Raw genomic sequence first — 26,759 nt, forward strand, 5'->3', positions numbered from 1 at the left:
GTGGTTTCCTTCTAAAAAGTTTGGGCGACGCGCTGCGGCAACGGTTCAAGATGCATCATCACGTCGGCATCCAGCCTGGTCAGTGCGTCAGACTGGTGGGCGTCGAGCCTAAAATGCCGGGCTTGGGACAGGGTGGTCACCGAGGCGATATTCACCGAGGTACTGCCCGCACCGATGATCACCGGGGCCTGGTAGCAGTAAATTTCATCTGCCAGGTCGGCTTCGATGAAGGCCGAGGCGATGATCGAACCGCCCTCGATGAGCAGGTGATTAAAGCCCAACTCGGTGGCGCGCTCGATGAGCACGGAGACCTCGTGAGTGCGCAGCTGTTCCCAGTTGTTGTCATAGGCTAAGGCGAGGTTTTCTGGCAGTTCGCGGTGCCCCATCACAAAGCGGTAAGGCTGATGCTCGTGCAGTCCCCCGGCGGCGGTGCGTGCGGTCAACCGCGGATCGTCGGCTATCACCGTATTGGTACCGACAACGATCGCGTCTACTCGGGCGCGTAGCCCGTGCGAGTGGTTGCGCGAGGCATCGGAGGTAATCCATTGGCTGCTGCCGTCGGGCGCGTTGATCCGCCCGTCCAGGGATTGTGCGGTCTTCACGGTGATGAAGGGGCGATTTTCTGCCTTGGCGCGGAACCAGCGGTGATTTAGTTCCCAGGCCGGCTGATTATTTTCGCTCTGTGTCACCTGCACCCCGCGCGAACGCAGGAACTGCGCGCCGCCACTGGCAGCGCTGGTGTCATCACTCATCGCGTAGTGCACATGTCCGATGCCGGCGTTGGCGATAGCCTGAGCGCACGGACCGGTGCGTCCGGTGTGGTTGCACGGTTCCAAGGTGACCACCATGGTCAGCTCCGCCGCTTGGTCACGATCCATCCGGCCTAAACGGCGCAGCGCGTCAATCTCCGCATGCGGGTTGCCGGCGCCCAGGTGGAAACCGGTGGCGATCACACGTCCCGCCCCGTCTAGCACGCACGCGCCAACTAGTGGGTTGGCCCCGCGGGCGCCACGCGTCGCAGCTTCCAGTGCGGTGCGCAGTGCCTGGTCCAGGTCTGTGGTTTCGATCATGACTGTTTCCCCCTGATCGTCGGATCGAGCATTTCGGTTTCGATCGCCGGTTTTTCGTTCCTTTTAGCCTTCATCCAGACGAAGAAGCCAACGATGGTGAAACCACCGTAGAACAGGTACATGAAGGCGCTGGCGTAGTAGCCGGCGGAGAAGAGCAAGGGGACGCCGACCGCGTCCACCGCGACCCAGATCAGCCAGAATTCGACCCAGCCCTTGGCCATGCCATAGGTGGCCAGCAGCGAACCGACGAAGGTCCAGGCGTCGGCCCAGACCGGGTCGTAGGAGCCTAGTGCCCTAAAGAGTGGAGTCAGCGCCACGGTGCCGACAATGAGGATCGCAACCAGAGAGACTCGGGCCCTATTTGATGCCCATTGTGGGGTGACCGCGTGGCCCGCACCGTTTTCATCGCGGGCTTGCTTCCAGCGCACCCATCCGTAGAAGGACACGGCGATGAACATGATTTGCCGGCCTGCCTGACCCCAGAGGTTGGCGGTGTAGCCGGTGTCAAAAATGCTGCCCAAAAAGACCGTGAGCAGTAAGAGGTTGCCGATAATGCCTACGGGCCAGGCCCAGATTTTACGGCGCATGCCGCCTAGCGCGCTGGCTAGACCAAAAATATTGCCGACGACCTCACGCACCAAAAGTGCCGAGGTACCGATCGCAATTTGTGAGTTAAAAGCTTCAATGAGCCACCGCAGAATATCCATCATTCACCCTTCTCGAAGCGGCGGCTCCGGGGGTGTGCATTTGATGGCCTAGACGTAGTGCTCGAACGGCTCAAAAGAGCGGTCCGGTCAGCAACGCCAACGGCAAATCAAACCCGTGCTTCTCCCATCCAGACTTTAACTGTCGGTACCGGAATTTCACCGGCTCAACCGCTTACCTTAGCTTGTGGCCTTGGAAGCGGGTCGCGGACTATCACCGCCGGTTCGGACTTACACCGACCCCGGAGCACGTATTCGTGTTTATTTACACCTAGTCTGACACATCCTAGTGGGTGATGCGCGCAAGGTTTCGTAATGCGTCAATTTCTGCGGCCGGTTCGGGTGCCGAATACACCGCTGAACCCGCCACAAATACGTCGGCGCCGGCCTCGGCGGCGCGCAGGATCGTGTCCCGGGAGATGCCCCCGTCCACCTGCAGGGCGATCGGCTTTCCGGTGCCGGCGATAGCCTTCGCGGTGCGCCTAATTTTCGGCAGCACCAGGTCCAGGAACTTCTGTCCGCCAAAACCCGGTTCAACGGTCATCAACAAGATCATGTCCAACTCACCGAGCATGTCCAAGTACGGTTCGATCGGGGTGGCCGGACGCAAGGCCATCGCCGCCTTGGACCCGGCGGCAGACAATTCGCGGGCCAAACGGATCGGCGCGGCGGAGGCCTCGGCATGAAAAGTCACCGAATCCACGCCGAGTTGCGCATATTCCGGGGCCCAGCGATCGGCGTTTTCGATCATCAAGTGCACATCGATCGGCAGCTTGCTAACCTTTTGCAGCGAATCCACCACGGGAAGCCCGAGGGTCAGATTTGGCACAAAATGGTTGTCCATCACATCCACGTGGACGGCGTCTGCGGTGTGGATACGGTCCAGCTCGCTGGCGAGGTTGGCGAAGTCTGCGGATAGGATCGACGGGTTAATGCGCGGGTGACTCATCGGTGCTCCTTGGGTGGGGCGCTGGGAAATAGGTCGCGAACTATGCGGTTTTGGTGATGATCGCCATGAACATGGCATCGGTACCGTGCACATGTGGCCACAGCTGCGCGGTGCTGCCACCGGCAAGTTCGTGACCGCTGGCGGGGAAACCTTCGAGGGCAACGGCGTTGACCGCGGCACCGGTATCTAGCAGTGTGGCGTTCGGCTGGGATTTGAGGAAATCCTCGACCACCAGACGAGTTTCTGCCATATGCGGTGAACAGGTGACAAACCCGATGACCCCGCCCACGCGCACCGCGCTGAACGCGGCGCTGAGCAGTTCTCCTTGCAAGCTGGTCAGCTCCGGAATGTCACGAGGCTGTTTGCGCCAGCGAGATTCTGGCCGGCGGCGAAGCGAACCAAGCCCGGAGCAGGGCGCGTCGACCATGATGCGGTCATAGTCTCCGGCGAATTCTTCGGTGCCGTAGTCGCGGCCGTCCTTGGTGGTGACCATCCAGAAGTCTCCGGGCACCGCGGACATGGACTGTTCAACCAGTCGGGCACGGTGTTCGGTAGGCTCATTTGCGGTTAGTCTGGCGTCGCGCTGTACGGCTAGTGCACCAAGTAACGCCGCCTTGCCGCCGGGACCTGCGCAGAGATCGAGCCAGTAGGTATCTTCGCCTGGCACCGGCAACTCAACGTTGGCCAGCGCGCGGGCTACCAGCTGGCTGCCGGCGTCCTGCACGCGGATGGTTCCCTCACGCACGCCTGGCACGCGGGCCACATCGCCATGCTTATAGGTCGCCGAATCCACCACCAGGGTGCCCGGCTCGGCGCCAGCTTCCAGCGCCGCATCCACGGTGCCCAGACCGGGCAGAGCGACCAAGTTGACTACCGGGGCGAGGTTGTCTGCTTCGAGCAACGCGGAAAGTTCGGTGGCCTCGCGGCCGTGCGCGATCAATGCGCCGCGTAGTGCACGCACGATCCAGTCCGGGTGCGAGTGCTCGATGGACAGTTTTTCTGACTCGCTGGTAGTAGCCGCGGTCAGCTGTGCGACCCACTGTTCGGGCTCCTGCAGGCTGACCTTGCGCAGGACCGCGTTGATGAGTCCCGAGGGGCCAGCACCAATCTGCGCGCGAGCCAACGACACGGTTTCATCTAACGCCGCGTGTTTTGGCACGCGCATCGCCAGCAACTGGTGGGCGCCCAGACGCAGTGCGTCGAGGATCGCCGGGTCAAGCTCGGACAGTGGCCGGTCCACCAAGGTGGATAGGATCGCGTCGTAAAAACCTTGTGAGCGCAGCGCACCATAAGCAAGCTCGGTGGCAAAACCGGCGTCGCGCTTTTCGAGCTGATGCTCACGAATCATCTTGGGCAATACCAGGTTGGCGTAGGCGTCCTTGGCGGAGACCTCGCGCAACACTTTAAAAGCGACTAGTCGAGCCGGATCGGCGGCGCGTTTACGCTGCCCAGGAGCCGACTGGCTGTACTGGCGAGGGCGGTCCCCCTGCCCGCGGTTGCGGGTACGACCGGCTTCGTTGCGTCGAGGTTCGTTGTGTCGATCGTGTTCGCTCATGCGAAGCTCACTTTCGTTCCCTGGGTCAAGATTCCGCGAGCCCAGTCGGAGGCGTTCATCATTTTTTTACCTGGAGGCTGGATAGTTGACAGTTCCAACGCCCAGGTGGCGGTGCCGATAAACACTTGGGGGTGCTTGCCCGGCTCAATATGCACAACGCCCGGTGCCAGATCGATGCGCTCGCGGCGTTCACTAAGCGGTCCAAACTTGTATCTGGACCCGTCGGCGGTAGCCCAAGGACCCGGGAAGGGGCTCGTGCCGTGGGCGCGGCGGCGAATCTCGGTGGCGGTGCGAGTGAAATCTAGTTGCGCGTCACCGTCGAGAATTTTTGGTGCATAGGTGTGAGACCCGCTTTGTGCAACCGCTAGCGCTTGGCCCGAATCGATTGCCTGCAGAGTTTGCACCAATAACATTGAGCCGGAAATGCTCAGCCGCTCCAGCATGATTCCGGCGGTATCTAGCTCACCAATATGCTCGGTGACCTGACCAAAGACTGGCCCGGTATCCAACCCAGCTTCCAACTGGAAGGTGACCGCTCCGGTGATGTCGTCGCCGTGAATGATCGAGTGCTGCACCGGTGCAGCACCACGCCACTGGGGCAATAAGGAAAAGTGCAGGTTGATCCAGCCGTGGGTAGGAACGTTCAGCGCGGCTTGGGGAACCAACCCGCCGAAGGCGACAATGGCTGCCGCGTCGAGGTTCAGCTCCGCCAATTGGGCCGTCACCTGCGTATCGATTTTATTCGACTTGATGGTTTCCAACCCTAGTTCCGCGGCGCGCGCGGCCACCGGGGAGGCAGTCATGACGCGCTTGCGTCCTAGCGGGGCATCCGGGCGGGTGAGCACCGCGGCAATCTCAAAACCCGCGTCATTTAGGTAGTTCAGTGAGGTGACCGCAACCTGCGGAGTTCCAGCAAAGAGGATGCGCATGGTTAGTTCCCCAGTCCGGCGCCGAAGCTGGATCCGAGGAATCCTGCGCGTTGCGCCACGGTAGCGGTGGTCATCTGCTCATAGTTGCTGGCACGCAGTGTGCGCCAGGCAGCTTTCTTCTCATCCGGGGCCAGTCGATCCAAGAACAGCACCCCGTCGAGGTGATCGGTTTCATGCTGCACGCACCGGGAAAGCATGCCTTCGCCCTCAATACGAACCGGTTTTCCGAACTTATCGAAGCCGGTAGCTACCACGTGGCGCCGGCGGGCAACCGGTGCGGATATCCCTGGAATGGACAGGCAACCTTCGTTTTCGTCCGCCTGAAAGTCTTCGCTCAGTTCAAGTACCGGGTTGATGATATGGCCACGTTCGGCACCGATTTGGTACGTGAAAACGCGCAGCGAAACACCTACCTGAGGGGCCGCCAAGCCCGCACCGTCAACGTTTTCCATGGTTTGATCCATGTCGTCGACCAGCTTCTGGATTTCCGGCCCAAACTCGGTCACCTCCTGCGCTGGTGTGCGTAGAACGGGATCACCGATGATCCGAATTCCCAAAATCGCCATAGTACGTGTGGCTCCCTTAGTAGTGCTGTGCGAAGTGTCAGTGTCGGGCGCACCAACACTAACTACACCAGTCTACGGTGCCGCAGGCGACTGGTCCTGAGGCGGCGGCGTGATTTCCACCAGTGAGGCACGAGCTTGGGCAATCTTGAACTGCGCTTCCCAGTTGCGGCGCAGTGCGTAAAACTTCGACCAATAATCGGGGAGCGCCTGAACCGGAGCCATAAAAGTTCGACTCCCGCCCTCCCCTAGCGCGACCGCCAGCAGCATCGAATCGGTGCCATGAGGCCAATCCTGCCAGGCGCCGGCTTCAGCGTCGAGCACTTGCTCCTCGGCCTTGGCGGCCGCCGCAAGTTGCATGATGACTTTGTCATCCGGGGTTTTCACGAACCCCTCACGATCCATGGCCTTGGTTTTGTAATCCACCAAGCACACCTTGCCGCCAATTCGGGCCACCAGGTCGATGGTTCCCGCGTAGCCGACACTGTGATTCCACACCGTCACCTCGGTGGCTAATGGTTGCACCTGATACTGTTCCCACCATTTTTCAAAGTGTGCCGCAAAGCCCAGTTCGTTATTGGCTTCCAGTTCGGCGTACGCCTTCTCCAGTTGCTCGGGTTCTCCTAAGGCACGCAATGCGTAGTGTTCGGCGTAGTTATGCACCCGATCCCCGCGAGCGGCAGCCGAGTCCCGGAAGCGTTCGGCGGCCGCGGCAGATTCACGCACCAATGAACGCATTTTGCTCGGTTGCGACAACGCCTCGGACAAACGTTGATCTTCAGACAGGGTCTTGGCTGCCAGATAGCCGGCCCATCCGGAGAGATCCATTTTGTCCATACCGATGACCGTGGTGATCGAAGGGACGGTGGCTTCCCCTCCCACTTGACGGCTGTACATTCGACCCAATTCGGTTTGAATAGCAAGTTTTGGTGACGTCATGCACACGATCATGGCACGGCCTGTGGACGCTTTGCTCCTAGTCCGAACGAGATTCATGAATATTCCGCGTAGTTCCGCGGGTTTTAGGCTTTGTGAACCAGATCTCACGCTCTCGATTTGGAAGCCTGCGGAAACTCGTATAGAGTTTTTACTCGTTGGAGCGAACGGAAACGGCGCGAAAACAAGCACTTTTTGCGGACATAGCTCAGCTGGTAGAGCGCAACCTTGCCAAGGTTGAGGTCGCGAGTTCGAACCTCGTTGTCCGCTCGCAGAAAGAAACATCGACTAGGTAAAATTAGTCAGCTCGGCCTCGGCCGAGTATGGTGGGGTGGCCGAGAGGCGAGGCAGCGGCCTGCAAAGCCGTTTACGCGGGTTCGAATCCCGTCCCCACCTCGCAAAGAGGTTAGTTATTCTTTTTGCGCGATTGGCGCAGCGGTAGCGCGCTTCCCTGACACGGAAGAGGTCACTGGTTCGATCCCAGTATCGCGCACGGACTTTTGATTTTCGGATCAAGATTCACAAATGCGGACATAGCTCAGCTGGTAGAGCGCAACCTTGCCAAGGTTGAGGTCGCGAGTTCGAACCTCGTTGTCCGCTCTGAGAAATCAGAGTTTACTTTGTTTTCTGTCGAGATTCTTCGGAATCCTTCGGCGCGATTGGCGCAGCGGTAGCGCGCTTCCCTGACACGGAAGAGGTCACTGGTTCGATCCCAGTATCGCGCACTGAATATTAGTGAAAACTAGTATTCATGCGGTCATAGCTCAGCTGGTAGAGCGCAACCTTGCCAAGGTTGAGGTCGCGAGTTCGAACCTCGTTGACCGCTCCAAAACAAAAAAGAGAATCACTCCAAGTGATTCTCTTTTTTGTTTAAGGTCACAGCACCAACACGCCCGGGAATTCCCAGACTCTTCCATGCAGGCGGAATTCGTTTTAGGGTGGACAACAGTTGTGGAGCTAAAAGGGTTCCCACAGTCGAATGGAGGTGCAGCATGGCAGGATTTGATGATCTGCGTGGCAAGGCAGAGGAATTCGCAAAGCAGAACCCGGATCAGGTCTCAGAAGGTATTGAGAATGTCGGCAATTTTGTCGATGACAAGACCGGCGGCAAGTTCGAAGGACAGGTCGACGGTGCCCAGCAGGGTGCTAACGACTTCCTTGGCGGACTTGGCGGCAACGCTGAGCAAAACGAAGGACAGAACAACGAGGGCTAATCCCCTATTGTTCGTGCTTCGGCCTTGACCAAGCATCCTGGAAAGGTACCGACAGACTGTTGGTACCTTTCTTGCTTTAATAACGAATAACTTCATCTCGTGCCTGACCTGACAGAATGTCCCTATGACCGAACGCACCGATACTCACGTCAATGGCTTGGCTCAAGCGATCATCGCTGGCCTAGTGACCACAATGGTCGGATTCATCGCATCCTTTGCCGTGGTACTTGCGGGGCTTTTCCAGGTCGGTGCGACCGAGAGTCAGGCCGCATCCGGATTACTGATCCTCTCCCTGGGCGTGGGGCTGTGCAGCATCATACTGTCATTAAGACATCGCATACCGCTAACTATTTCTTGGTCTACGCCGGGCGCTGCAATGCTCGCGGCACTGGCTCCTGGCGCATTTAGCTTCGAGCAGGCAGTCGGTGCATTCATCGTGGGCGGGGTGCTGATCATGGCAACCGGCCTACTCCCCTTTTTACAGCGCTTACTGACTCACATTCCGGTGCCGATCGCTCAGGGAATGCTCGCAGGCGTATTGCTTCCGCTGTGCCTGAAACCACTCACCGCGCTTAGTACGATACCGGTCCCCGCGTTCGGCATCCTACTGGTGTTTCTCCTCGGACTCAGATTTTTGCCTAAATTTGCGGTAGTCCTGAGCATGCTGGCGGCGGTGTGCTTTGGGCTGTGGCATATTGCCGGGACAAATGCATGGGTGAAATTGGAACTGCTTCCGACTCTGGAGTGGGTAAGCCCGGAATTTTCTTGGGCGGCGATTGTGAGCATTAGCGTGCCGTTGGTTATCGTGACCATGGCTTCGCAGAATATCCCGGGGGTGGCGGTGGCCAAATCCTTCGGGTACACCGTGCCGTGGCGTTCCTCAATGTTGCTCACCGGTGCTGGAACTGGTGTGAGCGCGTTTTTTGGTGGGCATGCGATCAACTTGGCGGCGATTACCGCGGCCTTGGCCTCCGGGCCCGAAGCGGGAGTGGATCCGTCTAAGCGCTGGCGCGCGGCGGTAAGTTCTGGAGGCTTCTATCTCTTCTTCGCGGTGTTTAGCGCGCTAATTGTTTCTGTGGCGAGCGCATCGCCGGCAGGGTTGTTCCAGGCAGCGGCAGGATTGGCTCTTTTGGCCACCCTCACGCAGTCATTACTCGGTGCGATGCACGATGTGCAATGGCGTTTGAGTGCGTTGGTGACGGCGCTGGTAGCCGCCGGTAATGTCACGTTGCTGGGGGTTGGCGGTGCATTTTGGGCGCTGCTGGCCGGGCTGTTAACGCACTTCATCGTCGAGCGTGGCGCTCGACGATGAAGTAGGAAAATTCTTGAAACTCAGCCGTGCTTAGAGCGCGGGCTCGCCAACCTGCCCCTCACGGGCTAGAGCGGTCAAACGAGAGACGGCGCGGTAGTACTTCTTCTGGTAACCGCCGGCCATCATTTCTGCGGTGAACAACTCGCTAAATGGCTTGCCGGAGGCCACGATCGGCACGTCCTTGTCATATAAGCGGTCAGCGAGGACCACAAAACGCAAGGCGATCGACTGATCGGTGATGGTGTCCACGTTGTGCAAGACCAGCGCATCCGTTTCCGCCAGTAGCTGGCGGTAGCGCGATGGGTGGACCTTGTGCAGGTGAGCCACTAGTTCAGCGAAGTCATCAACCGCCAGGGTTGCCTCTGGGTAACGCTCGGTGGCAAAGTCCTCGATGGCCGAATCATCCAACGGCTGCGGTGCGTCGGGCAGGCCACGGTGGCGGAAGTCGACACCGTCCACGCGGTGCACGTCAAACTGCTCCGAGAGGGTTTTGATTTCACGTTGGAAATCCACGGCGGCGAAGCGGCCCTCGCCGAGTGCGCCAGGAAGCGTATTGGAGGTCGCCGCCAGTTTTACTCCGGCGTCGGAGAGTTCGCGCATCAGCCGAGACATCAGCACGGTGTCTCCTGGATCGTCGAGCTCAAACTCGTCGATGCAGACCAGCTTGTATTCGCTGAGCACCTCTACGGTGCGACGGAAAGACAGGGCGCCGACCAGGTTGGTGTATTCCACGAAGGTGCCGAAGGCTTTAGGGCCCGGGCTAGCGTGCCACAGCGAGGCGAGCAGGTGGGTTTTGCCCACACCAAAGCCGCCGTCGAGGTACATGCCGTTTTTGGCAGTGGTTTTTTTCCCGAAGAGCTTGGAGAACAGCCCACCACCGTTGTTTTTACCCACTGTTTGCGCGAAGTTGCTCAGTTTGCTGACCGCTTCGGCCTGAGAAGGCTGGTTAGGGTCCGGACGGTAGGTGTTAAAGGACACCTCACCAAAACGGTAGGACGGGTGGAAGCCGGCCAACAGTTCATCGACCGAGAGGTTCGGTGTGGTCTGTGTCAGGTGAATGATCTTGGCCATACGTTCGGTGGTGTCCTTCAGTTCGACGTGCGGGTGATGAATTGGGTCTACTACCTGCGGCCCATCGGCCAGTTTACCTTGGCGAGGGCTCGAAGATGGAGAAGAATGTCGCACCCCACACGATTGTTTGCACTTCGGTACTAGGCTAGAAAGTGAGAATGTGGCTGGCGCCCGCGCGCCAGCGGATAAAAACGCAAGACAAGGAATGTGATCACGCATGTCATTACCGCTGGAGAACAACCCAAACTACGCGCAGTATGCCCACCCCGAACGTCTGGTATCTACCGACTGGTTGGCAGCAAATCTGGGTGCTAAGAACCTGGTAGTGCTCGAATCCAACGAAGACATTTTGCTCTACTCCACCGGGCATATCCCCGGTGCGCTGAAAATCGATTGGTTCACCGAGCTGAACGATGAGGTCACCCGCGATTACGTGGAGGGTGAGGCCTTTGCCCAGCTCATGGCCGCCAAGGGCATTAGCCGTGATTCGACCGTAGTGATTTACGGGGACAAGTCCAACTGGTGGGCCGCCTACGCGCTGTGGGTATTCACCCTCTTTGGCCACGAAGATGTGCGTTTGCTTGATGGCGGACGTGACAAGTGGATCGCCGAGGGTCGCGAGACCTCCACCGAGAAGCCAGCGGTCACCGCCACCCAATACCCGGTGATCGAACGCGACGACAGCGTGATTCGCGCCTATCTGCCACAGGTGCTTGAACACCTGGGCAACCCGCTGATTGATGTGCGCTCCCCTGAGGAATACACCGGCGAACGTACCCACATGCCAAATTACCCCGAAGAGGGTGCGATGCGCGGCGGGCATATTCCGACCGCCGCCTCGGTGCCGTGGGGTAAAGCTGCCGCTGCCGATGGCACATTTAAGTCACGCGCCGAATTGGAAGCGATTTACTTCGAAGAAGCCGGATTGAAGCCAGGCGACGACGTGGTGGCCTATTGCCGTATTGGCGAGCGTTCCAGCCACACCTGGTTTGTGCTCAAGCATCTGTTGGGTTTTGAGTCCGTACGAAACTATGACGGTTCGTGGACCGAGTGGGGCAACGCGGTAGGTGTGCCTATTGTGCGCGGCGAGGCCAATGGCGAACTACCTGCTAAGCGCGGAGCTCGCGCATGAGCGCGCTAAACCCGGCGCTGGCAGAAATCGTCGAGGAGTTCAGTGAGGTTCCTGAAGCCGACAGGCTGGAACTGTTGTTGGATTACTCGCGCGAGTTGCCCGAGCTGCCACCGCATTTGGCCGAGCATCCAGAACTTTTGGAACAGGTGGTGGAGTGCCAGTCGCCGCTGTTTTTGATCGTCGAGGTGGGCGCGGATCAGGTGGTGCGCTTGTTCTTCTCCGCTCCCCCGGAGGCGCCGACTACTCGTGGTTTTGCTTCCGTGCTTGCCGCCGGCCTAGACGGGTCTTCTGCCGAGGAAATCTTGGCCGTTCCTGAGGACATGCCTGCCCGATTGGGCTTGTCCCGTGCATTATCCCCGTTGCGGATGCGTGGGATGAGCGCGATGCTTGGCCGGATTAAGCGTCAGGTCACCGAACAGTTGGCCGCCGCGTAGCGGTTGGCATACGACGGAAACGAAAATAGTTCGTGGCGAAAAAATCGAAGGCCGCTTCCACTCCGGCAACCGCCGCCTTGGAAGCGGCCGACATTACCTATGTGGCGCATAGTTATACGCATAGTGATTCGGCGCAAAGTTACGGCGCGGAAGCTGCCGCGCAGTTGGGCGTTGATGCTCGGCGGGTGTTTAAAACACTGATGGTGTCCACCGGCGCGCGGGCCAGCGAGGAGTTGGCCGTGGCGATTGTCCCGGTGGATTCGACGTTGGACCTGAAATCCGTGGCAGCGGTTTTAGGCGCTAAAAAGGCGCAGATGGCAGACAAAGACGCCGCGCAACGGCGCAGTGGTTATGTGCTGGGCGGGATCTCACCATTCGGCCAGCGCCAAATTTCCCCGACGGTAATCGACGCCAGCGCGGGGCAGTTTGAAACCATTTTTATTTCCGGTGGACGGCGCGGGTTCAGCCTTCAACTAGCCGCCGATGATGCGGTAAAAATCTTGAACGCACTGGTCGCACCAATCGCGAACTACCGCTGAGCTTCTATCCGCCGGGTGAGGAATTCACGGATTGCAGCGGCAAAACCCTGCGGGTCACTATTTGGTTCCCGGGTATGCCCGGCACCGGAAAAGACTCGCAGGGTGACCAGATCTGGACGTAGGGCAGCAAGTTTGAGACTCGGACCGTAGGGCACAAACTGGTCATCTTTACTGTGCATGAGCAGGGTCGGATGGTGTAACTCGGCGGCCCGGTCCACCCAGTTGAGCCTTTTGAGATTCACCGGTGCGGCGAGCCCGGTGGCCCAACGCCCTGCCCTATTTGTCAGGAGCCACCCGGCAAAACGCCCCACAGTTTGCGGGATTTTATTTAGTCTTGCCTGGTGCGAGATGACATCAACCCAGTTGATCACCGGTCCCACGAGCATCAGCGAGTCGATGTGAGCAGCCAGCGCCGAGCGATCCGCGGTTTGCAGAGCGATTGCCCCGCCCATGGACCAGCCCAAGAGCACAATCTGTGTGGCCCCGTGGTTCCGGGCGTAGCGCACCGCCGTTTCCACATCCTGCCATTCGGTATCCCCTAGCCCGTAGCGCCCATCGACCGCGTTGGGGGCAAGTCCGTCGTTGCGGTAACTCATCAGCAACACGGTTGCGCCCAGCTCGGTGAGCACCGGTAGTGCGCGGATGGATTCGGTACGCTTGGCGCCGCGTCCATGCACCCCGATCACCCAGAGATTCCGCGCGGTGGTGCCCGGAATCAGCCATGCCGGTCCGGGTCCCACAGCCAAGTCAAGGGTGATGTCTTCGGCGTCAAAACCTGCATCTTGCGGGTGTTCATAGATGGCCCCGGAAAGATATCCCCGACGCACTCCATCCAGGCTACCGCGATAGATTTGTTCGAGTTTGCGGGCTACTAGCCGAGGCTTCTCGGGTACCGGGCGCGGAGCCGATAGCCGGGCCACGCAGGCTTCATCCTCGGCGATGAGCATGCACGCGCCAGGATCGGCGGTGTCTGCGCCGCGGGTGAAATGCAACCAGATTTGCCCTTCCTCGTCGGTGACGATGGCGCGAATAAGCGCGTTGCCCGTGCGTCGTTCTTCCGGGGTGACCATGCGCCGGGCAAAATATCCCGCCAACGCCGAGACGCTGGCGGCAAATACCGAGCCCGCAGCAAGTCCCAGGGAGACGCCCAATAGCGTGGCGGGCAGGGTTTTGCGCGGTTCTAAGGTGTCGACAATGTTTCGAGCCATGTGCCCATACTCTCAAATGAACGCTCGGGAATCATCTCGCCGTTCAAATCGTTGTGTCCTATATGACTGAAGATTCAAAGAAGACAGAAATCGACTGGCAGCAAGTTCTTTCTCCGCAGGAGTTCAACGTCTTGCGCCAGGCAGGCACGGAACGTCCTTTTACCGGTGAATACTGGGACACCACCACACAGGGCGTGTACTCCTGCCGGGCTTGTGGCGCTGAGTTGTTTGCCAGTGACACGAAGTTTGACGCGAGCTGCGGTTGGCCCTCGTTTTACGCACCGCTAGCGGAGGACCGGGTGCGTTATATTACCGATGAGACGATGGGCATGAAGCGCGTTGAGGTGCGCTGTGCCAACTGTGATTCGCATATGGGTCACGTCTTTGAGGGAGAAGGTTTTAAAACACCCACCGATCTGCGGTACTGCATGAACTCGCTGAGCTTGAGCCTGCGGGAAACACAGGGCTAAAGCCTCTGACCGTCGTGGGGTGCACCTCACTCTTAGCATTAGAGATGCTTATCCATAGCTGATCGAGCATTACTAATGCTGTTCTTTGGGCGTAGCGTGATAGCTAAGCAACGTACCGACCACAGAATCTCAAGAGGTGCCCCACGATGACTCAGCTCCAGCACTCCCCACGCGCCACCGCGGACCAGCTCGTTTCCCATAGCGCATGGCTGTCTTTGAAAGCCTCTGCCACGCAATTCCAGAGCCTGCAGTCCAAAGACGGTTCGCTCTCCGATCCAGCAACACGCGGCGAAGCCAGCGAATTGATTGCCCGCATCGTGGCCGCACTGGAAGAACTCCTGCCATACTTCGCGCATGATGAGGCCTACCTCCGCGCACTCATCGCGGACCTGACCAAGTGGGAAAGCACCGACTTCGGGGTCCCTGACTTTTTGGATGCACTACTTCAGTTCCAACCTCAAACCCAGCGTGAAGACGGACTACTGCACCTGGTGCTCTTCCCGATGTACACGCAGAACGGCTCGACCAACCGCTATCTCGAAGCCGTGCTGGTACAGGTCATGTGGCCTGACTTTATCTCCGAGCTCGAAGCCAACAGCTACACTAACGCGCTGTTCGTACCACTGCGTTTCCTCGACTTCACCGCCGGATACGACACCAACTCCGCGGTGCTCTTTCCAGAATCCGTAGCTATTCGCGAAACCCCGTCATTTACGTGGGGCGCCATCTTCCAAGACCGAGAGGCCGCACGTTTTCGCAAGGTGCTCAAGGAAGCCGCCGCGATCACCAACCTACAGTTACCTGACGACGCGGCAGAACTCCTTAGCGACCAGCAGTTAACCGAAGAGACCTTCATTATGTGGGATCTGATCCACGATCGCACCCACATGCGCGGGGACCTGCCATTTGACCCGTTCATGATCAAACAGCGCATGCCTTTCTTCCTCTACTCGCTCGAAGAGTTGCGTTGCGACCTGACCGCATTCCGCGAATCTATGAAGATCGCGAGCGACCCGAAAAGCGACCCAAAGGCCGCTAAGACCGCCAAGCTAGTGCAGTACGCGGTGATCTTCGACCGGATCTTCCGCTTTGCCATCACCGGCTCGCGGGTCCGTAACTACGACGGACTCGGCGGCCAGCTATTGTTCGCCTGGATGCACCAGCACCACGTTTTGCACTGGACCGACACCAAGCTGAGCATCGATTGGGATCAAGTACCAGAAATCGTTGCGGCCTTGGGGGATGCGATCGATGAGCTGTACTGGAAATCGATCGACCGCCCAAAGCTTGCGCACTGGCTGGCCGCCTATGAATTGGTCTCTTCCACGGTGACCCCGAACCCCGCCTCGGTGTGGGCTAAGGGCCCGGACGCGCTGCCACTGACTGCCCCACTGCGCGAAATCACCGACCAGGTCATGGACGACGAGTTCCCTCTGTCGATGTTCTACGAAGCGCTAAACAAGAAGATGGCCGCTGTGATCGACTCAACCCGTGGCATGACCGGCGCAACAAGCATCTAGGATCGGTTTTATGAGCAAAGTAGAAAATAATCGACTGGTACTGATTGCCGGGGCCACCTCGGCTGCAGGAGTCGCCGTGGCACGTGAACTTTCCGATGCCGGGGCGCGTGTTTTGGTGGTCGGCAGCAATACCGAACGCTTGGAAGAGCGCCTCGGGTTTGCTACCTCACGCTACGTCTGCGATCTCACTGATCTGCAGGCAGTAACCGCCCTTGGGGAGCAAGTACACGCGGAGCATGGAGCAATCGATGTTTTATTGCATCTGGTGGGCGGCTGGCGCGGCGGTAAATCGATCATCGGACAGTCCGACGCCGACTGGGATTTTCTGCACACCAGCGTGATGACTACCCTGCGCAATACGACTCGGGTGTTCGTCGATGATCTGGTCGCTTCAAGCGCGGGCCGTCTGGCAATTGTCAGCGCGCAGGCGGTCACGAATCCGACGCCTTCCAACGCCAATTATGGTGCGGTTAAAGCCGCGGCAGAGCACTGGGTTAACGCCATCGCAAGACTGTTCAGCAAGCAGGCTCCACAAGCGGCGGCGCTCAGTTGGGTTGTCAAAGCATTGAGCGACATGTCGGCTACCGAGGCGCCAGCTGGCCACACTCCCGTGGCGATTCTGGCCGCGGCAGCCGTTGAACTACTGAACGCGGACCCGGCAGTAGTCAACGGTCAACGCGTGCCATTGGCTACCGCCTAAGCAGGATCCAACGGTGGTGGTGTAGCGTTTTTAAGTGAGCACACCACCACCTACGTACCACCAGCAAAAGGACTCAAAACCTATGACCATTAGCCACGACCCTGCGGTGCGCGGATTCGCTTCCGATAATTACTCCGGAGTGCACCCACGCATCCTCGAGGCGATTACTCGCGCCAACGGCGGACATCAAAGCGCCTACGGTGATGACGACTACACCGCGGCTCTGGATCAGATGGCGCAGAAATTGTTTGGCGAGAACGCCGCGATTTTCCCGGTGTTTAACGGTACCGGCGCCAACGTGACCGCGTTGCAGTCGTTGCTTCCTCGCTGGGGAGCGGTGATTTGTGCAAATACTGCGCACATCAACGTGGACGAAAATGGTGCTCCTGAACGCATCGGCGGCTTTAAACTTCTGCAAGTGAACTCGGCTGATGGCAAGCTGACCCCGGAACTGATCGACCAGGAAGCCTGGGGCTGGGGCGATGAACATCGCGCCCAACCTTTGGCCGTGTCAATTACCCAGGGTACGGAGCTGGGCACTCTCTACACTCCAGCGGAGATTCGCGCGATTACCGACCATGCCCACAAACTGGGCATGAAGGTCCATTTGGACGGCTCACGCTTGTCTAATGCGGCGGCTGCGCTCGGCGTGGAGCTGCGTGAGCTCACCACCGACGTTGGCGTGGATATTGTTTCTTTGGGCGGGACCAAAAACGGCCTGCTGCTCGGTGAAGGCATTCTGACGCTGGATCCGGCATTAGCGCAGGATTTGAAATACCTGCGCAAGATGAATATGCAGCTGGGCAGCAAGATGCGTTTCATCTCCGCCCAGTTGCTTGAGCTCTACGGGACCGGGTTGTGGCGCGAGCTTGCCGGGCACTCTAACGCCATGGCTGCACAGTTGGCCGCTGCCGTCGCTGAGATCGACGGCGTTCAACTGGTCTACCCGGCGCAAGCAAATGGTGTTTTTGCTCAGTTGCCTACCGAGGTTTCGGACCAGTTGCGCGAGCACTTCCGCTTTTACGACTGGGACCGCGCAGCCGGCCACGTTCGCTGGATGTGTTCCTTTGACACCACCGAGGAAGACGTGCGCGCTTTTACGGCAAAACTTCGTGAGTTGATGGCCGCACACCGCGCGGCTTAGGCTAAATCGGCGCGCCGTACCGCACCAGCGGTACGGCGCGTTTTAGACTCGGGTGGTGACCAATGAACCTGCTGCTTCGCGAATTCCCACGGCCTTTTCCGAGGCGTTAGGCGAGCTCTCACGCGCAGATGTTCGTAAAGAACTAAAGATTACAGAGATCCCCGCTCCCGCCCGGCTGGCACCCTTCGCCTTGGCGCTGAGCGGCGATGTGCTGGAAAATTCGTTGCCTAGTCACGGACAACACGGTCAGGAATTTTCACGCACCCCATTTTTATTACCGGGAACCCCCTTAGCCACGGGGCGTTTTATCCTGCTTTTTGATCCTGCAGGCCAAGAGTTATGGGGCGGAAAATTCCGTGTCGTCACCTACATTCGCGCCCGATTAGATCACGAGATGGGCCAGGACTCGATGTTGGCTTCCGTAGCTTGGAGCTGGTTGGAAGAGGCATTGGCTGAGCGTCATGCCGCGCATCATTCCGCCGGCGGCACCGCCACACGGGTCATCTCCGAATCCTTCGGTGACCTTCAGGGGCAACACGACCATATCGACATCGAATTGCGCGCCTCGTGGACTCCGGAACACGGCGAGGCACTCGGCTCACATTTGAGCGCCTGGGCAGATATGGTGTGCACCTTTGCGGGCATGCCACCGCTGCCCGAAGGTGTACAACAACTGCCACACCATCGGATGAGCTAACACTTTGTGCCATCGGTCCTAGAATAGAAGGACCATGACTACTTCAGATCCAGCCGCAGACCAGCAAACCCTGACTCCACTGACCGCTCCACGAGATGGTATCCCGGAAGTCATCAACACCCCTGCGGCACTGAACCGGGCGATTCGCGCGCTACGCGCTGGCACCGGAGATCTCGCAGTTGATACCGAACGCTCCAGCGGATTTCGTTATGGACGCCGCGCCTTCCTCATCCAAATACGTCGCGAAGGTGCCAGCACCTGGCTGATTGATCCCGAAAGTATTGAGTCGCTCGATCCGCTGGTCGACTTCATGAATGAATTGCCGTGGATCTTGCATGCTGCCACCCAGGATTTGCCGTGCTTACATGACGAGGGCTTGGCCCCGACCGGATTATTTGATACCGAACTTGCCGGCCGTTTAGCAGGTTTCCCCCGGGTCGCACTGGGAACGATGGTTGGGGAGCTATTAGGCCTGCAGCTAGCCAAAGAACATTCAGCGGTTGATTGGGCTACCCGACCTTTGCCCGAATCGTGGCTGAACTATGCGGCACTGGATGTGGAGGTTCTGTTTGAACTGCGTGAAGAGATTTCCCAGATCCTTGAAGAACAGGGCAAGCTAGAATTTGCTGCCCAGGAATTTGAGTATGTGCGCCATCTTCCAGATCCAGTGGCTCCACCCGAGGCTTGGCGCAAGCTCTCTGGTATCCATAAAATCAAGAACCGCCGGAACCTCTCGGTAGCTCGTGAACTTTGGCAGTCGCGCGAGTCCCTGGCAGAAAGCCGCGATGTGGCTCCAGGACGCCTGCTGCCAGATTCTGCCATTATGGCAGCCGTCGACCATCGGCCAAATAGTGTCCCCACACTGCTACAGATTCCAGGTTTCCACGGGCGTAGCGCAAAACGAGATGCTCCGCGCTGGCTGGATGCGATGCAACGCGGAAGAAATAAACCCGACCTTCCAGAATTACGTTCCGGGGTACAGGACCTACCCAACGCCCGCATCTGGGGCGAGAAGAATCCGCAGGCAGCCCTACGGCTCACCGCGGCGCGCGAAGTCCTCACGGAGATTAGCGAGCACTGGAACATCCCCGGAGAAAACCTTTTGACTCCGAAATTCCTGCGTGCGCTGTGCTGGAATCCGCCGGCGAGCTTGAGTATCGGAACCGTGGATAGTGCATTGGAAGAACTTGGCGCCAGGCCTTGGCAGCGCGAGCTTTTGAGTGCAAAACTTGCCGACGCATTGCGCGGCTAAGGCGCCATAGGCCTTCGGGAAATTGCTGAGTTACGCGCTCAGCACTTGCACTTCAAGTTACTCATGAGTAACGTATGGTTTAGGTCACTGTGATACTGACCACTGCCCCTGATCTTTGGGCAGCCTAAACCTATCCCAAGGAGCCCGACGGTGAGCGTCAACACTACCTCCGTGTCCGCACCCGCGCACACCTCACTAGAGGACCGCGATGTCTTTTTTGTCGATGGGGTACGCACCCCATTCGGTAGAGCAGGCGAAAAAGGCATCTATCACGGAACACGCGCCGATGACCTTGCGGTTAAAGCCGTTCGTGGTCTGCTCAGCCGCAACCCCGAAGTTCCGGCCGAGAAAATTGATGAAATCGCCATGGCTGCCACGACGCAGACCGGTGACCAAGGGCTAACCATCGGACGCACCGTTGGACTACTCTCGGGCATCCCCGAGTCGGTGCCCGGATTCGCCATCGACCGGATGTGCGCCGGCGCCATGACCGCGGTCACCTCGCTAGCTGGCGGCATCGCCTTCGGATCCTACGACGTCGTGATCGCCGGTGGCGTCGAGCATATGGGCAATCACCCCATGGGTGCCGGCGCAGATCCAAACCCACGCTTTCTGAGCGAAAAGATCGTCGACCCACAAGCACTAAACATGGGTAATACCGCCGAAAACCTGCATGACCGGTTCCCCGAAATCACCAAGGAACGTGCAGACAGCTACGCGGTAGCCTCCCAGCAGAAATTAGCCAAGGCTTACGAGCACAACCAGATCCAGCCGGATCTGGTTCAGGTTGCCGCACAACGACCAGGCGAAGGGTGGGCGGTCAACACCGTCGACGAACCACCACGGCCAAATACCACCATGGAATCCCTCGCCGACCTGCGCACCCCTTTTCGTGCCCACGGCCGAGTCACTGCGGGTAATGCTGCGGGACTGAATGACGGAGCTACCGCAGCGATGCTCGCCAGCGGGACCGCCGTACGTGAACTTGGGTTAACACCAAAAATGCGTATGGTCTCCTTCGCCTTCGCCGGGGTCTCCCCCGATGTGATGGGCTACGGGCCGGTCCCGGCCACCGAAAAGGCACTGGCCAAGGCTGGACTGAAGATTTCAGACATCGGATTGTTTGAAATCAACGAAGCCTTCGCCGTGCAGGTGCTCTCCTTCCTCGACTTCTACGGCATTGACCAGAACGATGAGCGTGTTAACCGTTATGGTGGCGCGATCGCCGTCGGTCACCCGCTGGCTTCCTCTGGGGTGCGACTGATGACTCAGTTGGCTCGCCAATTCGACGAAGATCATTCGGTCAGATACGGAATCACCACCATGTGCATCGGCTTGGGCATGGGCGGCACCGTAATTTGGGAGAACCCAAACCACGCAGACTTTGGCACGAAGGCTTAGGGAAGAGAACATGACACAGGATTATTCGGCCGTCACCGAACTCATGCACGACGAAACCGTGACTCACTCCTTCACCAAGGATGTGCAGCTTCCAGATGGCAAAACGCTGGTACTGCTCACCTTAGATAACGGGCTGGATCATAAAAAACCCACCACGCTGGGCCCAAGCGGACTGATCGAACTGCGAGCGGAACTTGAAAAGCAGGCGGCGCGTGCCAAAGCCGGAGAAATTCACGGTCTAGCGATCACCGGCAAGCCGTACTTCTTGATCGCCGGTGCGGACCTGTCCGCAGTCACCCGCCTCTCCGCACCTGAACACGCAACCGCCATGGCTACACTGGGCCACCGCGCCTACGACCTACTGGCAGACCTAGGCGTGCCCACGTTCGCCTTTATTAACGGACTGGCCCTGGGCGGCGGACTAGAGATCGCGCTGGCCTGTAACTACCGTACGGTCAGCACCACCGCCGGAGCCCTGGGACTACCCGAAGCCTTCCTTGGCCTCATCCCAGGCTGGGCCGGCGTCTACCGCTTGCCACGACTTATCGGCCCGGAAAATGCGCTGAAGGTGATGGTGGAAAACCCACTAAACAACAACCGCACGCTCTCCGGCCCGGCAGCTCACAAGCTTGGTGTCGCCGATGCCTTGTTCGAACCAGCGGACTTCATCGAAAACTCGGTCAAGTTTGCCGGCTCGGTATTGAGCGGTGAACTCGAAGTACTGCGCGAAAATTCGGTGGATCCTAGCGACCCAGAGGTGGCACGGCGCTGGCTGGACGCGGCAGATCGGGCAGAAAAGTTCGTTGACGCGAAGCTTTCCGGCGCGACCCCCGCCCCGTACAAGGTGCTCGAAGTGTTCCGCAAGGGCATGACGCTCACCCAAGCGCAGTCCGCCGAACTAGAAATCGCTGCGCTGACCGAGCTGATGGCCACCCATGAGTTCAAGAACACCGTCTACTCGTTCCTTGACCTCGTGCAAAAGCGTGGCAAACGTCCTGCCGGAGCGCCTAGTGCCAAGCTTGCTCGCCCGGTCACGAAGGTTGGCGTGGTTGGTGCCGGATTGATGGCAAGCCAGCTAGCTCTACTCTTCGTGCGCCGACTGAACGTTCCGGTGATCATCACCGACCTTGATCAGTCCCGCGTAGACAAAGGTCTTGCCTACATTCACGGTGAAATCGACAAACTCCAAACCAAGGGACGGATGAGCCAGGACGCGGTCAACCGCACTAAGGCGCTAGTGAGCGGTTCGGTGACCAAGGAAGCCTTCGCCGACGCAGACTTTGTCATCGAGGCGGTCTTTGAAGAACTCAACGTTAAGAAGCAGGTGTTTGCCGAGGTTGAAGCCGTGGTATCTGCCGAATGCATCTTGGCCACCAACACCTCCTCACTCTCCGTCACCGAGATGGGCAAGGAACTAGCCCACCCTGAGCGCCTAGTCGGGTTCCACTTCTTCAACCCCGTCGCCGTGATGCCGTTGCTGGAAATTGCAGCGACCCAGTGGACTAACGAATCAACCGTGGCCACAGCCTTTGCTCTGGGTAAAAACCTACGCAAAACTACTGTGCGCACCAAGGATGCCACAGCATTTGTGGTCAACCGCGTGCTACTACGATTGATGAGTGAAGTTCAGGCAGCATTCGATGAAGGCACCGACGCGCTCACCGCAGATACCGCCTTGCGTCCAATGGGACTGCCGATGACTCCATTCACCTTGCTGTCTATGGTTGGTCTCCCCGTGGCACAACACGTCAATGAGTCACTTAATGCATCCTTCGGGGAGCGTTTTGCGATCTCAGAGAATCTGGGCAAGTTGATCGATGCAAAGATCACCACGTTATGGATCAAGGATGACAAGGGTGCTCAGATACTAAACCCCGAGATGGATGGTTTGCTGAGCTTTGGTGACAAGCCTTCTTCCAAGGAGCAGATCCTGATCCGTGTGCAGGATGCCTTGGCCGAAGAAATCGGTTTGTTGCTTGCCGAAGGCGTTGTGGCCGAAGCTGCCGACGTTGATCTGTGTATGATCACCGGTGCCGGTTGGCCAATGCATCTGGGCGGGATCACCCCGTACCTCGATCAGGTTGGAGCCTCGGACCGAGTAAATGGGAAGAAGTTCAACTCCTAATCTCCCATTCTGCGAAGACCCCCGTGCGGCTGTTATTCCATTTGTGAATTACAGCCACACGGGGGTCTTCGCTTTTGCGCGCATTAGCCTGTGACTTGCTACGCAGAGGGCATACGGCTTAGCTTTGCCACAGGTTAATCTGAGAGAATCTAGCTATGACCGATATTGCTCGCCCCGCCCGCCGTACCGTAATGTGCGCTTCTGCGCTTCTAGGCTCCAGCGCATTACTCACCGCCTGTGGCAACGGAGAATCCGTCGCTCCCAACCCCACACCGGGTCAGGTACCGCAGCCAGCCGGCGAAGCGCAGACCGTACTGCCCTTAACCGATCTTCCAGAGAAGGCGCGGGCACAGGTTGTTGCCAAAGACCCAGCTACAGGCGAAGAGATTGGCGTATTGCTCTTCCGCAAAGACGCAAAAACCGTGCTGGCCTATTCGAGTATCTGCACCCACCAAGGATGTGCAGTGACCCCGAAGTCTTCCAAAAACGATTTTTACTGTGCCTGCCACGGTTCACGCTTCAGCCCCGCGGACGGTTCGGCGACCGCTGGGCCAGCAATCGAGGCCCTGCCCCGGTACGCTTGCGAAATCAAAGGTAAGGACATCGTCGTATATCTGGGCGAGGCCTAAACCACGACCAGGAATAAATACTTCTCGTTCTAGTGTTTTTCGCCTCCGGCTCTGCCACACTTAGCCCATGGATTCTCCTTCGAAGCCCACTCGTCGTACGCTTCTAGGCGCTGCCGGTGCCACAGGTCTTGGCGCGGCGCTCACCGCTTGTAGCCCTAGCTCCTCCCCCGGTTCATCGGAACAGGCCAGCGCGGCGCCCAGTCCCGACGGGGACGGTCAAAACGTGATGCCTAGCGATCAGCTAGCGGAACTGGGAAAGGCCGAGGTCACCGTACGCGGGCCTGCCAGCGGCAAAGATCTTGGCGTTTTGCTCTATCGACCAGATGCAAGCACGGTCTTGGCTTACTCGAATATCTGTAGCCACCAGGGATGTGCAGTGGGCACAGAAACTCCCGAAGCGAATTTTTATTGTGCTTGCCACGGCTCACGCTATGACTACAAAGACGGCAGTGTGCTCGCAGGACCTGCGCCGAAAGGACTTACTCGCTACGCCGCGAGCATCAAGGGACAAGACATCGTGGTTTATCCACCACTAGATGCTTGAGCAAGGGTTCAATAAATACCTCACGCAGGGAATCTCACCAGTTTTGATGAGATTCCCTGCGTTCATGGTGCGCGAAGATTCCGCTTAGAACAATGCCACCTTCTGTGGGCTAGGGAAGATCTGGTTGATTTCTTCGCGCTCGGTATCCGTGGGGACCCAGCTAATCGCCTCTGCATTGGCCGCGACCTGCTCCGGGCGCGTCGACCCGGCAATGACCGAGGACACTGGCTCTTGGGCCGCGAGCCAGCAGAATGCGAGCTGCGCTGGGGTGAGATCTCTTTCGGCAGCGAATGCCGCAAACTTATCCAACTGCTCAAAGTCACTGGTTTCGAGCAAGGCCTGACGAGCGTGTGTCAGTCGGCTTCCTTCCGGAGCCTGCCCCTTGGAATATTTTCCGGTAAGCAAACCGTTTGCCAACGGGAAGTAAGGCAACACGCCGAGACCGAATTCCTTGGCTGCGGGCAAGATCTCCAGCTCGGCTCGGCGATCAATAAGGTTGTAATGATTCTGCGCTGAAATAAATCGTTCGGCGCCCAACTCACGGGCTACATACTCGGCCTGCGCAATTTGCCAGCCAGTACGATTTGAGTGCCCAAGGTAACGTACCTTTCCGCTGCTCACCAGGTCATCGAGAGCTTTCAACGTTTCCTCAATGGGGGTGTTCGCATCAGGGGTATGGAATTGGTAGAGGTCAATGTAGTCGGTTCCCAAACGGCGCAATGAAGCTTCTACCGCTTTAACGATGTAGCGACGAGATCCGCGAGCGTTAAAGTCTGGACCGTTAACACCCTTCATATCCATGCCAAATTTGGTGGCGAGCACGATGTCTTCACGCGCGGTGCCCAGCGCCTTACCAAGGCGTTCTTCGGACAGGCCGGGCTCACGCCCATAGCAGTCGGCCACATCAAAGAGGGTGATTCCTGCATCGAGAGCGGCGTGGATCACCGCGTCGGTTCCGGCTTGTGATTCCGTGGCCGTTCCCGGGCGCCCCAAGTTGTTACAACCGAGTCCAACAACCGAAACACTCAGACCACTGCGGCCAAGCTGACGAAATTCCATGAGCACCTCTTTGATAATTTGCGCGGTGCCGCTTCACTTAGGCGGCGACTTACCCATAGGCTATCGGGTAGGACGGTGTGCTGAACATTTCACACCTCGATTCACTGTGTTGCATATTTATCCATTAGGATGGAAACATGTCAAAAGTCCTCACCTCTCTCCCTGTAGGCGAACGCGTCGGTATCGCGTTCTCCGGCGGCCTTGATACTTCGGTCGCAGTTGCCTGGATGCGCGACAAGGGCGCCATCCCTTACACCTACACCGGCGATCTGGGCCAGTACGACGAGCCCGACATCGATGCAGTTCCAGACCGTGCTCTGGAATACGGTGCCGAAGCCTCGCGCCTGGTCGATTGCAAACCAGCCTTGGTCGAAGAAGGCCTCGCAGCACTTGCTTGTGGTGCCTTCCATATTCGCTCGGGCGGAAAAGCCTACTTCAACACCACCCCACTGGGCCGTGCCGTCACCGGCACCCTGCTCGTTCGCGCGATGCGCGAAGACGGCGTGGATGTCTGGGGCGACGGGTCGACCTACAAGGGTAACGACATCGAACGCTTCTACCGTTACGGCCTCATGGCTAACCCGAAGCTGCGTATCTACAAGCCATGGCTTGACCCAGCATTCGTCGCTCAGCTGGGCGGCCGCTCGGAGATGAGTGAATGGTTGCAGGAGCACGGTTTCCCTTACCGTGACTCGGCAGCAAAGGCGTACTCCACTGACGCCAACATCTGGGGCGCAACCCACGAGGCAAAGACGCTAGAGCTGCTGGACACCTCACTTGAGGCAGTCGAGCCAATCATGGGCGTCAAGTACTGGGACGAATCGGTTGAAGTTAAGGCCGAAGATGTTTCGGTCACCTTCTCCGCCGGCCGTCCGGTAGCCATCAATGGCAAGGAGTTCACCGATCCGGTGGCCCTGGTCAATGAGGCTAACATCATCGGTGGCCGTCACGGTCTGGGCATGAGTGACCAGATCGAGAACCGTATCATCGAAGCGAAGTCGCGCGGCATCTACGAAGCACCTGCTATGGCGCTGCTGCACATCGCTTACGAGCGCCTGGTCAACGCGATCCACAACGAAGACACCGTAGCCAGCTACCACAACGAAGGTCGCCGTCTGGGCCGCCTGATGTACGAGGGTCGCTGGTTGGATCCACAGGCACTGATGCTGCGCGAGTCGTTGCAGCGTTGGGTCGGTTCGGCCATCTCCGGTACCGTGACCGTACGTTTGCGTCGCGGCGATGACTACACGATCTTGAACACCGAAGGTGAAAACCTTAGCTACCACCCGGACAAGCTGTCCATGGAACGCGTAGGTGACGCAGCCTTCGGTCCGCTGGATCGTATCGGTCAGCTGACCATGCGTAACCTGGATATCGCCGATTCGCGCGGTCGTCTGGAACAGTATGCAGGTATGGGCTTGGTTGGTGGATCCACCGCGAAGCTGGTTGGCGCACTGGAAAATGGTGGAGCGAACGACATTGTCGACGCCTCACCGGTCGACGAATCGGGTCTAGCAACGGACCGTGCCATCGAGTCCGCAGCGTTTGACTCCGGAACCGACTAAGGATTTTAGTCAATAACAATAAGCCGGCCAGAACATC

Annotated in this window: 26 protein-coding genes, 6 tRNA genes and 1 riboswitch; of the genes, 22 read left to right on the forward strand and 10 right to left on the reverse strand. The window is 58.5% G+C overall.

Features of this window, described 5'->3' with window-relative positions; genetic code table 11:
- Window positions 1-11: 11 nt before the first annotated feature.
- From ribD to CIK74_RS00925, 7 genes are all read right to left on the reverse strand, one after another.
- Window positions 12-1,070, reverse strand: coding sequence for a bifunctional diaminohydroxyphosphoribosylaminopyrimidine deaminase/5-amino-6-(5-phosphoribosylamino)uracil reductase RibD (ribD, locus tag CIK74_RS00895; protein ID WP_096253827.1), 1,059 nt, complete (start codon window positions 1,068-1,070; stop codon window positions 12-14).
- Complete coding sequence (gene pnuC / locus CIK74_RS00900; RefSeq protein ID WP_096253852.1) at window positions 1,067-1,777, reverse strand: nicotinamide riboside transporter PnuC; 711 nt, start codon at window positions 1,775-1,777, stop codon at window positions 1,067-1,069. Before pnuC ends, ribD begins: the two co-directional genes overlap by 4 nt.
- Before the next feature lie 112 nt (window positions 1,778-1,889).
- Window positions 1,890-2,028: riboswitch (FMN riboswitch) on the reverse strand.
- A 32-nt stretch (window positions 2,029-2,060) separates the two neighbouring features.
- Window positions 2,061-2,723, reverse strand: coding sequence for a ribulose-phosphate 3-epimerase (rpe, locus tag CIK74_RS00905; RefSeq protein WP_096253828.1), 663 nt, complete (start codon window positions 2,721-2,723; stop codon window positions 2,061-2,063).
- 40 nt (window positions 2,724-2,763) lie between these two features.
- Window positions 2,764-4,278, reverse strand: a complete 1,515-nt coding sequence (locus CIK74_RS00910; protein ID WP_096253829.1) for a transcription antitermination factor NusB — start codon at window positions 4,276-4,278, stop codon at window positions 2,764-2,766.
- Entirely contained in the window at window positions 4,275-5,207 is a 933-nt protein-coding gene (locus CIK74_RS00915; RefSeq protein WP_096253830.1) for a methionyl-tRNA formyltransferase, read from the reverse strand. Before CIK74_RS00915 ends, CIK74_RS00910 begins: the two co-directional genes overlap by 4 nt.
- A gap of 2 nt (window positions 5,208-5,209) precedes the next feature.
- The gene (def, locus tag CIK74_RS00920; protein WP_096253831.1) at window positions 5,210-5,773 is read right to left on the reverse strand and encodes a peptide deformylase; all 564 of its coding nucleotides are present in this window, start codon (window positions 5,771-5,773) and stop codon (window positions 5,210-5,212) included.
- A 72-nt stretch (window positions 5,774-5,845) separates the two neighbouring features.
- A complete protein-coding gene (locus tag CIK74_RS00925) occupies window positions 5,846-6,709 on the reverse strand; it encodes a cytochrome (RefSeq protein ID WP_141392824.1) in 864 nt (287 codons plus the stop codon).
- A 194-nt stretch (window positions 6,710-6,903) separates the two neighbouring features.
- Here CIK74_RS00925 and CIK74_RS00930 point away from each other — a divergent pair.
- The 8 genes from CIK74_RS00930 (at window position 6,904) to CIK74_RS00965 (ending at window position 9,232) form a co-directional block, all read left to right on the forward strand.
- Window positions 6,904-6,976 (forward strand) — tRNA-Gly (locus tag CIK74_RS00930).
- A gap of 55 nt (window positions 6,977-7,031) precedes the next feature.
- A tRNA-Cys gene (locus CIK74_RS00935) sits at window positions 7,032-7,102 on the forward strand.
- Between the two features lie 25 nt (window positions 7,103-7,127).
- Window positions 7,128-7,199: transfer RNA gene (locus CIK74_RS00940), tRNA-Val, on the forward strand.
- Between the two features lie 34 nt (window positions 7,200-7,233).
- A tRNA-Gly gene (locus CIK74_RS00945) sits at window positions 7,234-7,306 on the forward strand.
- A 53-nt stretch (window positions 7,307-7,359) separates the two neighbouring features.
- Window positions 7,360-7,431 (forward strand) — tRNA-Val (locus tag CIK74_RS00950).
- Window positions 7,432-7,459: 28 nt separating this feature from the next.
- A tRNA-Gly gene (locus tag CIK74_RS00955) sits at window positions 7,460-7,535 on the forward strand.
- A 163-nt stretch (window positions 7,536-7,698) separates the two neighbouring features.
- A complete protein-coding gene (locus CIK74_RS00960; protein WP_096253833.1) occupies window positions 7,699-7,920 on the forward strand; it encodes an antitoxin in 222 nt (73 codons plus the stop codon).
- 124 nt (window positions 7,921-8,044) lie between these two features.
- The gene (locus CIK74_RS00965) at window positions 8,045-9,232 is read left to right on the forward strand and encodes a benzoate/H(+) symporter BenE family transporter (RefSeq protein WP_096253834.1); all 1,188 of its coding nucleotides are present in this window, start codon (window positions 8,045-8,047) and stop codon (window positions 9,230-9,232) included.
- A gap of 30 nt (window positions 9,233-9,262) precedes the next feature.
- Here the strand turns inward: CIK74_RS00965 and zapE are convergent, their stop codons facing one another.
- The gene (gene zapE / locus CIK74_RS00970; RefSeq protein WP_096253835.1) at window positions 9,263-10,303 is read right to left on the reverse strand and encodes a cell division protein ZapE; all 1,041 of its coding nucleotides are present in this window, start codon (window positions 10,301-10,303) and stop codon (window positions 9,263-9,265) included.
- Between the two features lie 217 nt (window positions 10,304-10,520).
- On the opposite strand from zapE, the gene CIK74_RS00975 reads away from it, so the two are divergent.
- The 3 genes from CIK74_RS00975 to ybaK are packed head-to-tail and all read left to right on the forward strand — an operon-like array spanning window position 10,521 to window position 12,408.
- A complete protein-coding gene (locus CIK74_RS00975) occupies window positions 10,521-11,435 on the forward strand; it encodes a sulfurtransferase (RefSeq protein ID WP_096253836.1) in 915 nt (304 codons plus the stop codon).
- Window positions 11,432-11,869, forward strand: a complete 438-nt coding sequence (locus tag CIK74_RS00980; RefSeq protein WP_096253837.1) for a SufE family protein — start codon at window positions 11,432-11,434, stop codon at window positions 11,867-11,869. Before CIK74_RS00975 ends, CIK74_RS00980 begins: the two co-directional genes overlap by 4 nt.
- A gap of 32 nt (window positions 11,870-11,901) precedes the next feature.
- Window positions 11,902-12,408, forward strand: coding sequence for a Cys-tRNA(Pro) deacylase (ybaK, locus tag CIK74_RS00985; protein ID WP_096253838.1), 507 nt, complete (start codon window positions 11,902-11,904; stop codon window positions 12,406-12,408).
- Here ybaK and CIK74_RS00990 read toward each other — a convergent pair.
- The gene (locus CIK74_RS00990; protein WP_096253839.1) at window positions 12,399-13,616 is read right to left on the reverse strand and encodes an alpha/beta fold hydrolase; all 1,218 of its coding nucleotides are present in this window, start codon (window positions 13,614-13,616) and stop codon (window positions 12,399-12,401) included. The two genes, ybaK and CIK74_RS00990, sit on opposite strands and share 10 nt — an antisense overlap.
- 62 nt (window positions 13,617-13,678) lie before the next feature.
- On the opposite strand from CIK74_RS00990, the gene msrB reads away from it, so the two are divergent.
- The 10 genes from msrB (at window position 13,679) to CIK74_RS01040 (ending at window position 24,098) form a co-directional block, all read left to right on the forward strand.
- Window positions 13,679-14,086 carry a peptide-methionine (R)-S-oxide reductase MsrB gene (msrB, locus tag CIK74_RS00995; protein ID WP_096253853.1) on the forward strand — a complete coding sequence of 136 codons (408 nt, stop codon included), beginning with the start codon at window positions 13,679-13,681 and terminating at the stop codon, window positions 14,084-14,086.
- Between the two features lie 146 nt (window positions 14,087-14,232).
- Complete coding sequence (locus CIK74_RS01000) at window positions 14,233-15,606, forward strand: DUF6421 family protein (RefSeq protein ID WP_096253840.1); 1,374 nt, start codon at window positions 14,233-14,235, stop codon at window positions 15,604-15,606.
- Between the two features lie 10 nt (window positions 15,607-15,616).
- Window positions 15,617-16,306 (forward strand): SDR family oxidoreductase, encoded by a 690-nt coding sequence (locus tag CIK74_RS01005; RefSeq protein WP_096253841.1) that lies wholly within the window; start codon window positions 15,617-15,619, stop codon window positions 16,304-16,306.
- 82 nt (window positions 16,307-16,388) lie between these two features.
- On the forward strand, window positions 16,389-17,450 hold the full coding sequence (locus CIK74_RS01010) for a low specificity L-threonine aldolase (RefSeq protein WP_096253842.1): 1,062 nt from the start codon (window positions 16,389-16,391) through the stop codon (window positions 17,448-17,450).
- Window positions 17,451-17,505: 55 nt separating this feature from the next.
- Window positions 17,506-18,147, forward strand: coding sequence for a DUF3000 domain-containing protein (locus CIK74_RS01015; protein ID WP_096253854.1), 642 nt, complete (start codon window positions 17,506-17,508; stop codon window positions 18,145-18,147).
- Between the two features lie 34 nt (window positions 18,148-18,181).
- Complete coding sequence (locus tag CIK74_RS01020; protein WP_096253843.1) at window positions 18,182-19,399, forward strand: HRDC domain-containing protein; 1,218 nt, start codon at window positions 18,182-18,184, stop codon at window positions 19,397-19,399.
- Between the two features lie 150 nt (window positions 19,400-19,549).
- The gene (locus CIK74_RS01025; protein WP_229677110.1) at window positions 19,550-20,800 is read left to right on the forward strand and encodes an acetyl-CoA C-acyltransferase; all 1,251 of its coding nucleotides are present in this window, start codon (window positions 19,550-19,552) and stop codon (window positions 20,798-20,800) included.
- 10 nt (window positions 20,801-20,810) lie between these two features.
- Window positions 20,811-22,925, forward strand: a complete 2,115-nt coding sequence (locus CIK74_RS01030; RefSeq protein WP_096253844.1) for a 3-hydroxyacyl-CoA dehydrogenase NAD-binding domain-containing protein — start codon at window positions 20,811-20,813, stop codon at window positions 22,923-22,925.
- Window positions 22,926-23,080: 155 nt separating this feature from the next.
- Entirely contained in the window at window positions 23,081-23,554 is a 474-nt protein-coding gene (locus tag CIK74_RS01035; RefSeq protein ID WP_096253845.1) for a Rieske (2Fe-2S) protein, read from the forward strand.
- 67 nt (window positions 23,555-23,621) lie between these two features.
- Entirely contained in the window at window positions 23,622-24,098 is a 477-nt protein-coding gene (locus CIK74_RS01040; RefSeq protein ID WP_096253846.1) for a Rieske (2Fe-2S) protein, read from the forward strand.
- A gap of 84 nt (window positions 24,099-24,182) precedes the next feature.
- Here CIK74_RS01040 and CIK74_RS01045 read toward each other — a convergent pair whose 3' ends face one another.
- Window positions 24,183-25,157: an aldo/keto reductase gene (locus CIK74_RS01045; protein WP_096253847.1), complete on the reverse strand. Its 975-nt coding sequence runs from the start codon at window positions 25,155-25,157 to the stop codon at window positions 24,183-24,185.
- A gap of 137 nt (window positions 25,158-25,294) precedes the next feature.
- Between CIK74_RS01045 and argG the strand changes: the two genes are divergently transcribed.
- Window positions 25,295-26,722 carry an argininosuccinate synthase gene (gene argG, locus CIK74_RS01050; RefSeq protein ID WP_096253848.1) on the forward strand — a complete coding sequence of 476 codons (1,428 nt, stop codon included), beginning with the start codon at window positions 25,295-25,297 and terminating at the stop codon, window positions 26,720-26,722.
- The last annotated feature ends 37 nt before the right edge of the window (window positions 26,723-26,759 follow it).

The organism is Glutamicibacter sp. BW77 (assembly GCF_002332285.1).
In the GTDB taxonomy this organism is placed as follows: Bacteria; Actinomycetota; Actinomycetes; order Actinomycetales; family Micrococcaceae; genus Glutamicibacter; species Glutamicibacter bergerei.

Excerpts from the sequence above, each read along its gene's own strand:
- CIK74_RS00965 (WP_096253834.1), top strand. The coding sequence starts at position 8,045 with ATGACCGAACGCACCGATACTCACGTCAATGGCTTGGCTCAAGCGATC.
- zapE (WP_096253835.1), bottom strand. The coding sequence starts at position 10,303 with ATGGCCAAGATCATTCACCTGACACAGACCACACCGAACCTCTCGGTC.
- CIK74_RS01005 (WP_096253841.1), top strand. The coding sequence starts at position 15,617 with ATGAGCAAAGTAGAAAATAATCGACTGGTACTGATTGCCGGGGCCACC.
- pnuC (WP_096253852.1), bottom strand. The coding sequence starts at position 1,777 with ATGGATATTCTGCGGTGGCTCATTGAAGCTTTTAACTCACAAATTGCG.
- CIK74_RS01040 (WP_096253846.1), top strand. The coding sequence starts at position 23,622 with ATGGATTCTCCTTCGAAGCCCACTCGTCGTACGCTTCTAGGCGCTGCC.
- CIK74_RS00960 (WP_096253833.1), top strand. The coding sequence starts at position 7,699 with ATGGCAGGATTTGATGATCTGCGTGGCAAGGCAGAGGAATTCGCAAAG.
- CIK74_RS01010 (WP_096253842.1), top strand. The coding sequence starts at position 16,389 with ATGACCATTAGCCACGACCCTGCGGTGCGCGGATTCGCTTCCGATAAT.
- CIK74_RS00990 (WP_096253839.1), bottom strand. The coding sequence starts at position 13,616 with ATGGCTCGAAACATTGTCGACACCTTAGAACCGCGCAAAACCCTGCCC.
- CIK74_RS00980 (WP_096253837.1), top strand. The coding sequence starts at position 11,432 with ATGAGCGCGCTAAACCCGGCGCTGGCAGAAATCGTCGAGGAGTTCAGT.
- CIK74_RS01045 (WP_096253847.1), bottom strand. The coding sequence starts at position 25,157 with ATGGAATTTCGTCAGCTTGGCCGCAGTGGTCTGAGTGTTTCGGTTGTT.
- msrB (WP_096253853.1), top strand. The coding sequence starts at position 13,679 with ATGACTGAAGATTCAAAGAAGACAGAAATCGACTGGCAGCAAGTTCTT.
- argG (WP_096253848.1), top strand. The coding sequence starts at position 25,295 with ATGTCAAAAGTCCTCACCTCTCTCCCTGTAGGCGAACGCGTCGGTATC.
- CIK74_RS00925 (WP_141392824.1), bottom strand. The coding sequence starts at position 6,709 with ATGACGTCACCAAAACTTGCTATTCAAACCGAATTGGGTCGAATGTAC.
- CIK74_RS01000 (WP_096253840.1), top strand. The coding sequence starts at position 14,233 with ATGACTCAGCTCCAGCACTCCCCACGCGCCACCGCGGACCAGCTCGTT.
- ribD (WP_096253827.1), bottom strand. The coding sequence starts at position 1,070 with ATGATCGAAACCACAGACCTGGACCAGGCACTGCGCACCGCACTGGAA.
- CIK74_RS00910 (WP_096253829.1), bottom strand. The coding sequence starts at position 4,278 with ATGAGCGAACACGATCGACACAACGAACCTCGACGCAACGAAGCCGGT.
- rpe (WP_096253828.1), bottom strand. The coding sequence starts at position 2,723 with ATGAGTCACCCGCGCATTAACCCGTCGATCCTATCCGCAGACTTCGCC.
- CIK74_RS01035 (WP_096253845.1), top strand. The coding sequence starts at position 23,081 with ATGACCGATATTGCTCGCCCCGCCCGCCGTACCGTAATGTGCGCTTCT.
- CIK74_RS01030 (WP_096253844.1), top strand. The coding sequence starts at position 20,811 with ATGACACAGGATTATTCGGCCGTCACCGAACTCATGCACGACGAAACC.
- CIK74_RS00915 (WP_096253830.1), bottom strand. The coding sequence starts at position 5,207 with ATGCGCATCCTCTTTGCTGGAACTCCGCAGGTTGCGGTCACCTCACTG.
- def (WP_096253831.1), bottom strand. The coding sequence starts at position 5,773 with ATGGCGATTTTGGGAATTCGGATCATCGGTGATCCCGTTCTACGCACA.
- CIK74_RS00975 (WP_096253836.1), top strand. The coding sequence starts at position 10,521 with ATGTCATTACCGCTGGAGAACAACCCAAACTACGCGCAGTATGCCCAC.
- CIK74_RS01020 (WP_096253843.1), top strand. The coding sequence starts at position 18,182 with ATGACTACTTCAGATCCAGCCGCAGACCAGCAAACCCTGACTCCACTG.